The following is a 13,598-nucleotide window of genomic DNA, read 5'->3' as shown; positions in this document are numbered from 1 at the left end:
TTCCCGTTAGGCCATATCGCAGAGAGCGGAAGAGATGCCTAGAACGTTTCTCTAACGTCCGCATGCGCTCGGCTGGCGGCCAACCTTTCGAGAGAACGCCATGAAGGTTATGTCTGCGCGGTTTGCGCCGGATCATCAGCACGATGATAAGAGGCAAACCACTCTTGAGCTTACAGAAAAATCTGTCGGTAATGCTTTGCGCAGGTTCCGGCACCGCGAGATGATGACCACCAGGGCGCCTGCGTGGTATCTGGATAATGTCGGCAGGCGCGGGCAAATGCCCAATGAGGCACAGGTGCGCAGCAGATGAGCCGCGGCGTGCGCCGGCGGATCGGCATCGTTGGGGCAGGCATTGCAGGGCTTGCTTGTGCCGAGCAACTGCGCGGGATTGGCGATATCGTGCTATTTGACAAAGGGCGGCGCCCCGGCGGGCGTCTGGCCACCGTGACAATCGGGAACGCTTCCTGGGACTTGGGGGCACCGTCGTTTACAGCGCGCGATCCGCGCTTTCGTGCCGAGGTCATGCGCTGGCGCGAGGCCGGTTGGGTTGCACGTTGGGATGACGGTCCGCGCAACGCGCTGGTAGGCATCCCGTCAATGGCAAGCCTCGTTGCCGAACAGAGCAGAGGGCTCAACGTGAGGTTCGGGTTTTCCGTCCAATCACTTGTCACGACCGACGGTGGATGGGTGATAGAGGGGGAACGCTGTCAGGCAGGTCCCTTTGATGGTGTGGTGGTCGCCGTACCGGCCGAGCAGGCTGCGCCGCTGCTTGCCCTGCACGATCTGAAGGCCGCGCGCCATGCCGCCTCCGTACGATCTTTTCCCTGCTGGGCGGTCATGGTCGAATTTTGCCGCCCCCTGAAGCCATCCGGGCATCTCGCGACGGATGCCGGGATCTTCTCCGTGATTGCGAACAACCGTTCCAAGCCGGGCCGAGGTGAGGCAGAATGCTGGGTCCTGCACGCCAGCGCGCAATGGTCCCAAAAGCATCTAGAGAGTTCGGCGGACAACGTCGCAATCCAGCTGCTTGCGGAACTTGCTGAAACGATCGGTACTGATCTCCCGGCCCATACGTTTATCAAGGCTCACAGGTGGCGGTTCTCAAGGCCCTGCGGTCAGTCGGACCAGGTCATCTGGAATTCTTCCTTGGGATTGGGTGCATGCGGAGACTGGTGCACCGAACCCACTGTCGAGGGAGCATGGCTATCGGGCATCCAACTTGCCGAAAGGATGCGGGAAACCTTGATGGATTGGGAAGCTCCGGATCTGGTGGAGGACTTGAGGGATGCAGGATGAGGCAGCCGGACAAGGCATCACGGGCAGGACGGCGGCGGTATTCGGCGCCAGTGGGGCTATCGGCGCAGCGGCGGCAGCAAGGCTGGCCGGAAGCGGGCGTTTCGCTACGGTGATGGCCGGATCGCGCGGTGGCGTGGGCCTCCCGTCCGGATGCACGCCATTCCGCTTCGACCTCAACGACGACGCGTCAATTGCTGCGGCTGCCGCAGAGCTGGCGCCGCCGCTTGGCCTGGTATTGGTTTGTACGGGTTTGTTGCACGACCAGGCATCGGCCATTGTCCCTGAAAAAACAGTGCGGGCACTCGATGCCGAGGCGCTTGCGCGACTTTACGCGGTGAATGCGATCGGTCCTGCACTCATCGCCAAACACGTGCTGCCGCGGCTGCCACGGCAGGGGCGCTGCGTCTTCGCCGTGCTTTCGGCGAAAGTCGGCTCCATCGGGGACAACCGGCTGGGCGGATGGCACGGCTATCGGGCGAGCAAGGCGGCATTGAACATGATGATACGCAATTTCGCGATAGAAATGGCGCGCACCCATCCTGAGGTCATTGTCGCCGCACTGCATCCCGGCACAGTCAAAAGCAGGCTATCCGCGCCATTCGAACGCGGTGTGCCGGCAGGACAGCTTTTCACACCGGATTATGCGGCCGAGCGCCTGCTCAACGTCGTCGACCGCCTGGAAAAAGCCGACAGCGGCGGTCTCTTCGCCTGGGATGGCACGCGTCTGCCGGACTAGGGCGGAAACCTTTCCGGAATGGCCCAAAATGCGCACCAGATCGGAAGCTAGCGCATGTTTTACAGCGACTGAGGCTACACCTTCACGGCGCTTGCGTGTGGGCCCGAGATCGAGCGCAAGCGAAAAAGGGGCCCGAGCGGATAGCGGGAGCGAGAAGGGGGGAAGGATGAGGGTGTCCGGCAGCGCGTGCATTGCGAGGCTGGTCGGGCAGCACCACCTCCTGTTCCAGGACGGACTCTAATGAAAACTCTCGTGCCTGTGCTTGGCGACCAGCTTTCCTTCGACTTGTCCTCGCTTGCCGGACTTAAACAGAGCCAAACCGTTCTTCTGATGATGGAAGTGGCACAGGAGACGACATATGTGCGCCATCACAAGAAAAAGATCGCCTACATCCTGTCCGCCATGCGCCAGCATGTCAAAGCGCTCTTTAAGGCCGGCTGGACACTCGATTATATTCATCTTGAAGATCCTGAAAACAGCGGCAGCTTCACTGGAGAGGTTGCCAGGGCGATCAATCGCCATCGTCCCGATCGGGTGATCGTTACCGAAGCGGGTGAGTGGCGCGTCGCGGCCATGCTCGAAAGCTGGCAGCCCTTTTCGGACTGCCCGTCGAAGTCCGGTCGGACACCCGATTTCTGTGCACGCATTCCGAGTTCGAGGAATGGGCTGACGGACGGCGCGAGCTGACCATGGAGTTCTTCTATCGGGCCATGCGGCGCAAGACCGGTTTGCTGCTCGACGAGGGCAAGCCTGCCGGAGGGCGGTGGAACTATGAAAAGGACAACCGAAAGCCCGCAGGCGCCGACCTGTTCATGCCGCGGCCCTTGCGCTTTAAGCCGGATTCCATCACCCGCGAAGTCCTCGCCCTCGTCGCGGAGCGGTTCCCAGACCATCCGGGATCGCTGGACGATTTCGATTACGCTGTCACCGCTGCCGATGCTCGGCGGCAGGCAGACCACTTTTTCGACTCCGCCCTTCCTGATTTCGGCCGTTACGAAGATGCGATGCTGATCGGCCAGCCGTTTTTATGGCATTCGATACTTTCGCCCTACATCAATTCGGGGCTGCTCGATCCGCTTTATCTGTGCCGCCGCGCCGAAGCGGAGTACCGGGCGGGCCGCGCGCCTATCAACTCCGTGGAAGGCTACATCCGGCAAATCCTGGGATGGCGCGAATACGTGCGCGGGATTTACTGGCGCGAGGGGCCCCGATACGTGGCACGCAATTTCCTCAATCACCACGGGCCTTTGCCCGCGTGGTTCTGGACTGGCGAAACCGACATGCGATGCCTGCGCGAGGCAATTGGGCAGACCCTGTCCACAGGGCATGCGCACCAAATTCAAAGGCTCATGATCATCGGCAATTTTGCGCTGCTCATCGGCGCCGATCCCCGGCATGTCCACGAATGGTATCTTGAGGTCTATGTCGATGCCTATGAATGGGTTGAACTGCCCAATACGCTCGGCATGAGCCAGTTCGGCGACGGTGGTCTGCCAGGCTCGAAGCCCTATGTATCGTCCGGTTCCTACATCAACCGCATGTCGGATTATTGCAGTGCATGCGCATACTCGGTGCAGGTGCGGGTCGGCGACAAGGCTTGCCCTTTCAATGCGCTTTACTGGGATTTCCTCGCTCGGCACCGTGACAGGCTCAAGGGCAATCACCGCCTGACAATGCCCTATCGCACTTGGGATAGCCAGAGCAGCGAGGATCAGGCGGCCGTCTTGACGCAGGCACAAAAGCTCCTTCGTCAGATCGTATAGCATGGCCGGGAATGCGGTACGTGGATAGGTCGCGATCATTGCCCTTGGAAAATCACGCCCGCGTCGCGGCGTTTGCGCCATATCCGCAGAACCCTTTTCGGCTTTGGCATAAGAAGACCGGTAATGCGTAATTGCGGAGCGGGGATGGGATCAGGCCTGCGAAAGCGCAATTCGAAAGGCCCATCGCCCAGTATCGGCTGCGCCTCGTCAAACCGATGTTTCGCGTATCAGCATCTCCCGGACTTTCGTAGCCAGCGTGTCGGCTGCGAAAGGCTTGGTCAGCATGCCCATGCCCTCGTCGAGAAAGCCCGATCTTGTCGTGGCGTTGGGCGCATAGCCTGTGATGAAAAGCACGTTGAGCCCGGGCCGGGTCTCACGGGCGATCTCCGCAAGCTGGCGGCCGTTCATGCCGGGCAGGCCCACGTCCGTAACCAGAAGATCGATGCGCTCGTCAGATTGCAGCAGAGGGATCGCGGCCGCTGCGTCAGGTAGCTCGAGCGCATTGTATTGCAGATCCTTGAGCACCTCGGTGATGATAAGCCGCACCGACGGATCGTCCTCGACCACCATCACCGTCTCGCCAAGTCCCATAGGATACTCAGGCGATCCGCGTTGCACGGTTTCCGTCTCGCCGTGGGCTCGCGGAACGAACAGCTTGACCGTGGTTCCAAGGCCCAGCTCGCTGTAGATGCGCACGTGTCCACCGGACTGGCGCGTGAACCCATAGATCATCGAAAGCCCGAGCCCTGTACCCTGACCGACCGGTTTGGTCGTGAAAAAAGGTTCAAAGACCTTTTCGACGATCGATGGCGACATGCCAATGCCAGTGTCGCTAACGCTCAGGACCACGTACTCGCCGGGTTGAAGATCGGGATAGGCGCGGGTGTATCGCTCGTCCAGATGGATATTGTCGGTTTCGATGATCAGCTTGCCGCCATCGGGCATCGCATCACGGGCGTTGATGCACAAGTTGAGCAGCGCGCTTTCAAGCTGATTCGTATCGGTGGACGCTGGCCACAGATCCGCCTTGAAATGGGTCTCCAGCGCCGTCTGCTCGCCCAGAGTACGTTCAAGCAAGTCGCTCATCCCGCACACCAGGGTGTTGATGTCGGTTACTCGCAGGTCGAGCGACTGGCGCCTGCCGAATGCCAGCAAGCGCGCTGTCAATGCGGCGGCGCGCTGAGCGGACGCATTGCCGGCATCGATGTAGCGATCGACCCGGTCGAGCCGGCCTGCCGCTATATTGCGCTGAATAAGGTCGAGGCTGCCGATGATCCCGGTAAGCATGTTGTTGAAATCGTGCGCAATGCCGCCGGTCAGTTGCCCGATGGCCTCCATCTTCTGGCTCTGGCGCAAGGCCTCCTGCGCGGTTTCCAGTTCGGCTTCGCGCGCCTTGGCATCGGTGAGATCACGGCCCACCGCCACGAAGTTGATGCCGTCAGGTTCGGGCGCGACGATCCATTCGATGGTTTTCCAGCCACCGTCGTGCGCGGCGATGCGGTTCTCGAAGCGCACGGGTTCACGCGAGAGCGCCATCTGGCCGATCACATCGAGCGAACCCGGCCTGTCCTCGGGATGCATGAGGCTGGCGTAACCGCGCGTGAGCAGATCGTTCTCGCTCCAGCCCAGAACACGCGTCCACGCCGGATTGACGGCCGACATCATTCCGGCGAAATCGGCGCGCACAAGCATGTCCTGCGACAGATCCCACAGCCGATCGCGCTCCGCGCGCGCCCGCTCGATCGCCGCCTTCACCCGTTCTGCGACTTCCTGGACGAGCATCTGCTCGGCCTCGTTCCATACGCGCGGCGTGGCGTTCTGGACTGCAAGCAGGCCGACCCACTGCTCCTCCTCGAACAGGACAACATCAATGAAGGCGCCTACCTCCCGGGCGGACAGGCCGTCCCGGGCCGCAGCGCTCAGGCGTTCATCGGCGGGGATGTCGTAAACCACCACGGGGGCGCCGTTACGGTAAGCAGCGAGGAGGTCGGGACCAAATGATGCCAGCGAATGCACTCCCGCGATCGAGCCGACGCTGCGCGCATAATCGCGCTCGACCGTCATCATGCCGGTACTGGTTATCTCGGCATAGAAGACGCGGCTGGCGTCGAGCAGTTCCCCGATACGGGCCGCGGCGAGGCTGGTGATCTCGGCCGGCGTCCTGAGCGAGCGCAGGTCGTCCGAAAGGGCAAGCAGAAATGCGCTGCGTCGCTGCGCCGCAACCCGCTCGGTCGTTTCCGAAAGAATGCAGATGACGCCTGCGGGATTACCCTCGGCATCACACACCGCGGAGTAATCCAGATCCATCCACACCTGCTCCGGGGCCCCATTGCGCAGCAGGGTCATTTCCTGATCGTGATAGTTCGGCGTCTCGCCCGAGAGGACCGCTTTGATCACCGTGTCGTTGAACGCGGCGACCTCCGGCCAGCTTTCGCGAACGTATGAGCCTAACGATTCAGGATGTCTGCTTCCCGCGAAATTCGAGTAGGCATCGTTGTAGAGCATGACGCCGCCTTGCCCCCACATCAAAACCATGGGAAGGCGGGAGCGCAGCACCAGCGATAGCGCGCTGGTGAGGCACTGCGGCCATTGGTCGATCGGCCCGAGCGGTGTGGCCGACCAGTCCTGCCTTTCGATGAGCTGCGCGCACGCACCGCCTCCGCGCAGGAAGAGCAGGGCACCCGAAGCAGGCGAGAAGTCAAAAATCGGTACTGAGGACATGCATCGGGACCTTGAAAGCCGCTTTCGAATCGTCGGTATGACAAGGGGGCGCGCGCTTGGTTATCGCCGTTGCCATAGCCGAAGCCGCTTTGTTCTGGAAACTCGGAACTCCGAGGGTGAGGCAAAGAGTTGCTATTGCGCAGCGGCCTCGGAGTTTCGGGGGAATGCAGATGAAAGCGATCCTGAAGCGACCGCTTCATCAGGCTTTTTCATTACGCGGCGAGCGGCGCCTTTTCCGGCGATTGTCGGCGCGTGGTATCATCGCGTTATGTCAGCACGTGCGCCGCGTTGTCGCTTGCAGCCCACAGGACCGGCAGCGGGCGGTGTGAGCAGGGCATATGCGATAGACGCGCTTCCCCCTTCATCACCGCGCTTGGTTTCGAGATCAATGGCGGGCCAGCCACTGCCGAGCAGCGAATTCCTGGGCTCGCGGGCGGATCACCGCGAGATCCGCCTACGTAGACGAGAGGGTTCATGTGTCGCGCGGCTTCGTAGAACTAAGATCGCCTGAAAGTCGGCACGGTGTAAATTGCGCGTTGGTTCGGCGTGCCTCCTGGGAGATGGTTCCCTGTCGACGACGTCTGACAGACGAGCTTAGAATACCGTGAATTGTAAGGGGCGGGCTATACGGCGAACAGCAGCCTCGATTTCTCGCTCTGGCACGTCATATCCGTGTTGCGCGTATCGCCGGGCGATGCTCAGAGCGCTGCGTATTGCCAGAGGCTGACCGATTTCGGCCATGTCCATTCGGATTCTGGTTTCCAGACGTTCCAACTCCGTCACCGGTTCGATCCTTCGCGCATGGCCGTATATCCTGTACCTCATGCTCAACCGGAAAGTCTGAAGTTTGATCCCGAGAATATCATCGCCCCTTCGCCTAAAGCGCTGGTTGTCGCCGCATCGTTGTCAGCCCGCTTTAACAAGTCGAGACGATAACGAAGCGTTCAACCCCTAAATGCTCCAACCTTAAGCACTCAAGGACCGGAAGGTGACTATCGCCTCAACAGGCTCCGCATTGCTTCACAACATTGCTTGGCAGGCGCCAGCAAAGGAATCTACCGAGGTTCGCCTAGGAGGCAGTCGCACGAGGCTGCTCCATGCGGCCCGTATGGCAATGAGTAGCCGCTATTGAACCGCAGGCATCGGGTTCCCACGTCAGGCCGGAAAGATGATTGGAAATCTATATGGCCGGAGGATGGTCGCGCGATGGCGCGGTGCAGGATCAGATCGACGATACCGTGAGTGACGCCGTCCGCAGTGCCCGTGCGCGCATGCCAGTCGGCGAGGGGCTAGAACATTGTGAAGACTGCGGGGAAAAAATCCCCCCTCGTCGGCGCAAAGCACTGCCAGGTGTACGCACGTGCGTCACTTGCCAAGGGCAGCGGGATAAAGCCATCGTCCATACCCACATCAACCGGAGAGGCAGCAAAGATAGCCAGTTGCGGTGAAGGGACCCCGTGTGTGGGCTCACGTTTGCAACTCTGCAGCTTGTCCTCAAGGCCCGCTCTAGAGCGGTCAGGGTCCGGTAGTAAGCTCCAGTTGATTAGCTGCCGACAGGGGCTAAGTGGCAGGGATGACGGCATCCGATCTCGAACACTTGCCTGTGGCTCGCCTTGTCCGGGAAAGAGGTGGCACCTCGCAGACGTGGCGTCATGCGCTTGGCAAGGTCATCGTGAGAGACAGGATGACCCATCCCCACTGCAATTGGGACTTCAGGCTCAGTGGTACGGATCCGCAGCGCGCTGCGATCGAACATCTGTTAGACGACCTGCGCCTTGAATATTTCTATCGTGACGATCGATTGATAGCCCGAAGGGATTCGGCACATAACGGATTTCGCCTCTCTTTCGCGCGAGCTTCCGTCCTTTAATCAAAGCGGGCAACCGTTAAGGAGCGGTGCGGACTTTCCGCCATTCCCGGATCGACGGTGAAAAACAAAAATGCGCCCGGGCAACCCAAATTCCGGAAAAAGGCAAGGAGTAAGACAAGGGATCGTACACGCGATGCTGAGGGCTTCGGCAGGCGTCAGGGCACGATGACGCGCGAAAGTATCGGGATCGATGCGCTCGACTCGCAGCCCTGCACTGCTATCTTGTTCTATTATGGATCTTGCGACAGGCTGCGCGACCTTGCGTGCCACGTTCACGCGCGAGGACAGGTTTCTTTGAGCGTAGCTAAAGGTGTTTAGACAGTGACATTCGACAGGGGAAATCGTGGCTATGGCCGTGACCGGTTCGGCGGCGGTGATGATCGCTGGGGCAGCGGAAACGATCGATTCGGCGGCGGTGACCGGTTTGGAGGTGGCGGTGATCGTTTTGGTGGCGGCCAGCGCGGCGGCTTCGGTGGATCGCGCGGTGGTGGCTTTGGCGGCGGCGGTTTTGGTGGTGGCGGCGGTTCGCGTGGCGGCCCAGGCCAGATCGTTGGTCAGGGGCGTGGCACGGTCAAGTTTTTCAACTCCGACAAGGGTTTCGGATTCATCCAGCTTGAAGACGGCGGCGACGATGCATTCGTTCACATCAGTGCCGTGCAGTCCGCCGGCCTCGAAACGCTGGCGGAGGGACAGCAACTGGAGTTCCAGCTGGTCGAGCGAGGCGGCAAGGTTTCCGCTTCCGAACTGACCATAGTCGGCGAGGTCATCGTGGCCGAGCGCCGCGAGCGTGCTCCGGCTCCGCGCCAGTCGACTGGCGAAAAGGCCAGCGGCACCGTCAAGTTCTTCAACGCCGCCAAGGGCTTCGGCTTCATCGTACGCGATGACGGCCAGCCCGATGTGTTCGTGCACATCAGCGCCGTCGAGCGCTCTGGTGTGCACGGCCTTTCGGAAGGCGACCAGCTCGAATTCGAGATCGAGATCGACCGCCGCGGCAAGGCATCTGCCGCGAACCTGATCCAGCGCTAACGAATCCGGCCATGGCTGCTGCAAGTGGCCATGGCCTCATCTTCGGCTTTCCTCGATCGTATCGCGATCGGGGAAAGCATCCGGAAGCCCAAGCTTCTTCGCGTGTATGCCTTCGATAGAGTGCGCGCGGGGGCATGGATTTGCATCCTGCAGGCCCCGCACCACATAATCTGCTGCGAGCATCGGCTTTCTTCCGGAACTGATGATCGGCCACATTACTTGATTCGCAGACCGGCAGCCGTTCATTGCCGCGTGATGACCTTAGAACCTGCACCGGCCATGGCCCCATCATTGCCATGAAAAAACCAAAGAGACGACAGCGGATTACATGACCAACGACCAGTGCCGCGGCGACAGCGACTTTCCTCTTCTTGACCTGGACAAGGGCTCGGTCGGGCGGTTCATCGCCCGTGCCAAAAGTCAGGGTGTCATCACGGTCAAGGAACTGAATGCCGCTCTGCCGCAGGACCAGATGACCACCGATCAGATCGAGGACATCATGGCCGCGATCTCGGAAATGGGCGTCAAGATCATCGACAACGACGATAACGACGAGGATGAGAGCGAGAATGATGGCGTAGACGCCGTCGATGGCAGCGACGACGATACCGATCCGGATTCGGAGTCCGACGAGGGCAATGCCCGGCGCCGCGTTGGTGAAGGCCGCAAGGCCGACACGGCCGCGCGGTCCGACGACCCGGTGCGCATGTACCTGCAGGAAATGGGCGCGGCCGAGATGCTCAGCCGCGAGGGCGAGGCCGCCATCGCCAAGCGCATCGAAGCCGGCCGGGACATGATGATCATGGGGCTATGCGAAAGCCCCATGACCTTCCACGCGATCATCGGATGGTCCGAGGCGCTCAACAATGGCGAGATGCAGCTTCGCGAGATCCTCGATCTCGACGCGATGCTCTCCAAGGAGCCGCAGCCGGAAAACCTGGGCGAGGACGGTGAGGGCGACGGCGAGATTTCCGCTGCCACGGCCGGTCCGACCTTCAAGGACGATGACGATTCCGGCGAGGACAACTCGGAAGAAGTCGACGAGGAAGGCAACCCGATACCCAAGCGCAGGGTCGAGGAGGATGAAGAGGACAACACCCTCTCCCTCGGCCAGATGGAAGCCGCGCTGACGCCAGAAGCGCTGGAGAAATTCGCGCTCATCACCGAACTGTTCCGCACCTTCGAGCGCCTGCAGAGCGATCGTCTCGAAGCGCTGGCGCTGAGCATCGATTTCCCGACCACGAAGGAAGAGCAGTACCTGCAACTGCGCGAAGACCTCACCGCGCAGGTGGAATCGGTGCAGTTCCATGCGACCAAGATCGAACTTCTGGTCGACAACCTGTACTCCTTCAACCGCCGCCTGACGACGCTGGGCGGCCAGATGCTGCGTCTGGCCGAGCGTCACAAGGTGAAGCGCGCCGACTTCCTCGAAGCTTACACGGGCCGGGAACTGGACGACGCCTGGGTCGCCGAAGTGGCCAAGAAGGACAAGAAGTGGGCCGCCTTCGCGGAAAACGAGGCTGAACCTGCCGAGCGCATCCGCGTCGAAGTGTCCGACATCGCCGCCGCCACCGGCATGGCGCTTCCCGAGTTCCGCCGCATCGTCAACATGGTCCAGAAGGCCGAGCGCGAGGCGCGCATCGCCAAGAAGGAGATGGTCGAAGCGAACCTGCGTCTGGTGATCTCGATCGCCAAGAAGTACACCAACCGCGGCCTGCAGTTCCTGGATCTCATCCAGGAGGGCAACATTGGCCTGATGAAGGCGGTCGACAAGTTCCAGTACCGCCGCGGCTACAAGTTCTCGACGTATGCGACCTGGTGGATCAGGCAGGCGATCACGCGCTCGATCGCGGATCAGGCCCGTACGATCCGCATCCCGGTCCACATGATCGAGACGATCAACAAGCTGGTTCGCACCAGCCGCCAGTTCCTCCACGATCAGGGCCGCGAGCCCACGCCGGAGGAAATGGCCGAGAAACTCTCGATGCCGCTCGAGAAGGTGAAGCGGGTGCTGAAGATCGCCAAGGAGCCGATCTCACTCGAAACGCCGATCGGCGACGAGGAAGACAGCAGTCTCGGCAACTTCATCCAGGACGAGAACGCCGTCATCCCGGTGGACGCGGCGATCCAAAACAACCTTAAGGAAATGATCACTCGCACGCTGGCCTCGCTCACGCCGCGCGAGGAGCGCGTGCTGCGCATGCGCTTCGGCATCGGCATGCCCACCGATCATACGCTTGAGGAAGTCGGCCAGCAGTTCTCGGTGACCCGCGAACGTATCCGCCAGATCGAAGCGAAGGCGCTGCGCAAGCTCAAGCACCCGAGCCGGTCACGCATCATGCGCGCATTCCTCGATTAGGCGCGGCCCGCTCGACATTCGATCGAATTGCGGTCGGGGAGCACCGGGGGCAGAATTGCGGGCTCAATGGCGTGGATGGGTGGTAAGCGGCGGTTGCAGATCGCCTCGTATTCGCGCAAGTCCTACTAACAATCTGGCCTGTGCCTCGACTCGATGTCCAGCCATCTTGGAGCATTACTGGGGAATCGTCATGGTCAAGCAGCTTGCACATTTCGGGATGGCGGTCACGCTTGCTCTCACTTGTCAGGGACATGCTATGGCAGAACAAGCAGGTCACGTCACCGGCGTCGGCGGCGTTTTCATCAAGAGTAATGACCCGCAGGCGCTCATAAACTGGTATCGAGAAGTTCTTGGTCTTGATGTCCAGTCTTGGGGCGGAGCTGCATTGGCGTTCGATGCGCCGGGCCATCCTCCAAAGGTCTCCTGGACGCCGCTCCCGGAATCCAGTGACTACATGGCACCGTCAAAGCGAGAGTTTATGATCAACTTCGCTGTGGACGACATGGACGCTATCGTCGCGAGACTTACCGCTCACGGCGTTCCGATTTTGAAGCGCGATGATGATGACGCTTTCGGTCGGTTCGCCTGGATACAAGATCCAGACGGCACCAAAATCGAGCTTTGGGAGCCGAAGCGAAGTTAGGTGCAGCCGAGGCGAATAGGCAAAACTTTAATATCCGCTTTGGGACGTGTGCCGCTGGAACGCGTTGGAGGCCAAATCTCTGTAAGGTCGTTGTTCCGGTTCCAAGATTTGGATTGCATCTCCGGCGGCTGAAAAGGGCGCCAGCTGCCGATCTGTGCGGCATCAGCGATGCGCAATCAGTGTGCTCGAAGCCATGATCCGAACCTCAACTCGAGAAATGCGTCGATACCGACTGTCGGAACAGCAAGGGCAAGGATCGCAGTATTCTATGAGGGCGAGATCGACATCTTCCTGCTACGAAACGCCAGACAACCGCAAAAAGACAGGTGGCGCAGCGTAAGCCCCGCGCTTGATCGCGGGTTGATCTGCGCAAAATTGCCTTCAATCAGGCAACAAGGCCCGCCCACGCGATCAGGGCGGTAGTTCGGGGGCGGGCCTTGCATTCGGGTCACCCGACTGTGCCAGGCCGGTGCACCATCCACTTTGCATATTTCGAATTGGTAAGGATCGTTGATGAAGCGGCGCTTTACCATTGTCACAGTGAAACCCTGAACCGGTAAGGCGAGAGACAGGAACCGGTGCCAATCGCCTCGGTTCTTCCGTCCATGGAGACCCGGATGACCACCGACCCGCACGAAATCAAGACCGTTCCTAACCTGGATCTGAACCGGTACCTTGGCACCTGGTTCGAGATTTGCCGCCTGCCGCTCAAATGGGAAGATGCACAGGCGAGCGACATCACGGCCACGTATTCGCTTAACCCGGACGGATCGATCAGGGTCGACAACCGCTGCATCGACAAGAAGGGCGAACCCGATCAGGCAATCGGACAGGCTTTTCCTGTTGACGCAGGAAATGCAAGGCTGAAGGTCAGCTTCCTGCCACAATATCTGCGCTGGCTTCCTTTCGCCAAGGGTGACTACTGGGTGATGAGGATCTCGCCGGACTATACCGTCGCTCTGGTCGGAACGCCGGATCGCGCCAACCTGTGGCTGCTTGCGCGTACGCCTCGTCTGTCGGCGAAGGTGCGCGACGATTATCTGTCGAGCGCGACTGCACAGGGCTTTGATCTGGCCGCGCTCATTTCACCGCGCCAGAGCGGGAACATCGTCTCAGACACAGTGCTCGCCTCGACATAAAGGGATGGAAGACCTCATTGGTCAGCGCGCACGGACTTCCAAGCT

General features: G+C 60.6%; 8 protein-coding genes and 1 pseudogene. 8 read left to right on the top strand and 1 reads right to left on the bottom strand.

The features are described 5' to 3' along the window. Positions 1-306 precede the first annotated feature (306 nt). The 3 genes and pseudogenes from LO787_RS23320 (at position 307) to LO787_RS23310 (ending at position 3,795) form a co-directional block, all read left to right on the top strand. Positions 307-1,296, top strand: a complete 990-nt coding sequence (locus tag LO787_RS23320; protein ID WP_232493345.1) for an NAD(P)/FAD-dependent oxidoreductase — start codon at positions 307-309, stop codon at positions 1,294-1,296. Next, on the top strand, positions 1,286-2,032 hold the full coding sequence (locus tag LO787_RS23315; protein ID WP_232493344.1) for an SDR family NAD(P)-dependent oxidoreductase: 747 nt from the start codon (positions 1,286-1,288) through the stop codon (positions 2,030-2,032). Before LO787_RS23320 ends, LO787_RS23315 begins: the two co-directional genes overlap by 11 nt. A gap of 240 nt (positions 2,033-2,272) precedes the next feature. Continuing rightward, positions 2,273-3,795 (top strand): annotated as a pseudogene (locus LO787_RS23310) (cryptochrome/photolyase family protein). A gap of 207 nt (positions 3,796-4,002) precedes the next feature. On the opposite strand, the gene LO787_RS23305 reads toward LO787_RS23310, so the two are convergent. Continuing rightward, the gene (locus LO787_RS23305) at positions 4,003-6,516 is read right to left on the bottom strand and encodes a PAS domain S-box protein (protein WP_232493343.1); all 2,514 of its coding nucleotides are present in this window, start codon (positions 6,514-6,516) and stop codon (positions 4,003-4,005) included. 1,184 nt (positions 6,517-7,700) lie between these two features. Here LO787_RS23305 and LO787_RS23300 point away from each other — a divergent pair. The 5 genes from LO787_RS23300 to LO787_RS23275 all read left to right on the top strand — a co-directional run bounded on the left by LO787_RS23300 (position 7,701) and on the right by LO787_RS23275 (position 13,553). Beyond that, the gene (locus LO787_RS23300; RefSeq protein WP_232496407.1) at positions 7,701-7,964 is read left to right on the top strand and encodes a DksA/TraR family C4-type zinc finger protein; all 264 of its coding nucleotides are present in this window, start codon (positions 7,701-7,703) and stop codon (positions 7,962-7,964) included. Positions 7,965-8,707: 743 nt separating this feature from the next. Next, complete coding sequence (locus LO787_RS26165) at positions 8,708-9,412, top strand: cold-shock protein (protein WP_103095072.1); 705 nt, start codon at positions 8,708-8,710, stop codon at positions 9,410-9,412. A gap of 328 nt (positions 9,413-9,740) precedes the next feature. After that, complete coding sequence (rpoD, locus tag LO787_RS23285) at positions 9,741-11,771, top strand: RNA polymerase sigma factor RpoD (RefSeq protein ID WP_232493342.1); 2,031 nt, start codon at positions 9,741-9,743, stop codon at positions 11,769-11,771. A gap of 190 nt (positions 11,772-11,961) precedes the next feature. Beyond that, entirely contained in the window at positions 11,962-12,414 is a 453-nt protein-coding gene (locus LO787_RS23280; protein ID WP_232493341.1) for a VOC family protein, read from the top strand. A 617-nt stretch (positions 12,415-13,031) separates the two neighbouring features. After that, a complete protein-coding gene (locus LO787_RS23275; RefSeq protein WP_232493340.1) occupies positions 13,032-13,553 on the top strand; it encodes a lipocalin family protein in 522 nt (173 codons plus the stop codon). Positions 13,554-13,598: the final 45 nt, after the last annotated feature.

The sequence above is a fragment of the Novosphingobium kaempferiae genome, from assembly GCF_021227995.1.
Classification (GTDB): domain Bacteria; phylum Pseudomonadota; class Alphaproteobacteria; order Sphingomonadales; family Sphingomonadaceae; genus Novosphingobium; species Novosphingobium kaempferiae.
This window is presented reverse-complemented; position numbering and strand designations above follow the sequence as displayed.

What these genes read in the sequence shown, in the direction of transcription:
- LO787_RS23315 (WP_232493344.1), top strand. Translation starts at nt 1,286, where the DNA reads ATGCAGGATGAGGCAGCCGGACAAGGCATCACGGGCAGGACGGCGGCG.
- LO787_RS23305 (WP_232493343.1), bottom strand. Translation starts at nt 6,516, where the DNA reads ATGTCCTCAGTACCGATTTTTGACTTCTCGCCTGCTTCGGGTGCCCTG.
- rpoD (WP_232493342.1), top strand. Translation starts at nt 9,741, where the DNA reads ATGACCAACGACCAGTGCCGCGGCGACAGCGACTTTCCTCTTCTTGAC.
- LO787_RS23275 (WP_232493340.1), top strand. Translation starts at nt 13,032, where the DNA reads ATGACCACCGACCCGCACGAAATCAAGACCGTTCCTAACCTGGATCTG.
- LO787_RS23320 (WP_232493345.1), top strand. Translation starts at nt 307, where the DNA reads ATGAGCCGCGGCGTGCGCCGGCGGATCGGCATCGTTGGGGCAGGCATT.
- LO787_RS23300 (WP_232496407.1), top strand. Translation starts at nt 7,701, where the DNA reads ATGGCCGGAGGATGGTCGCGCGATGGCGCGGTGCAGGATCAGATCGAC.
- LO787_RS23280 (WP_232493341.1), top strand. Translation starts at nt 11,962, where the DNA reads ATGGTCAAGCAGCTTGCACATTTCGGGATGGCGGTCACGCTTGCTCTC.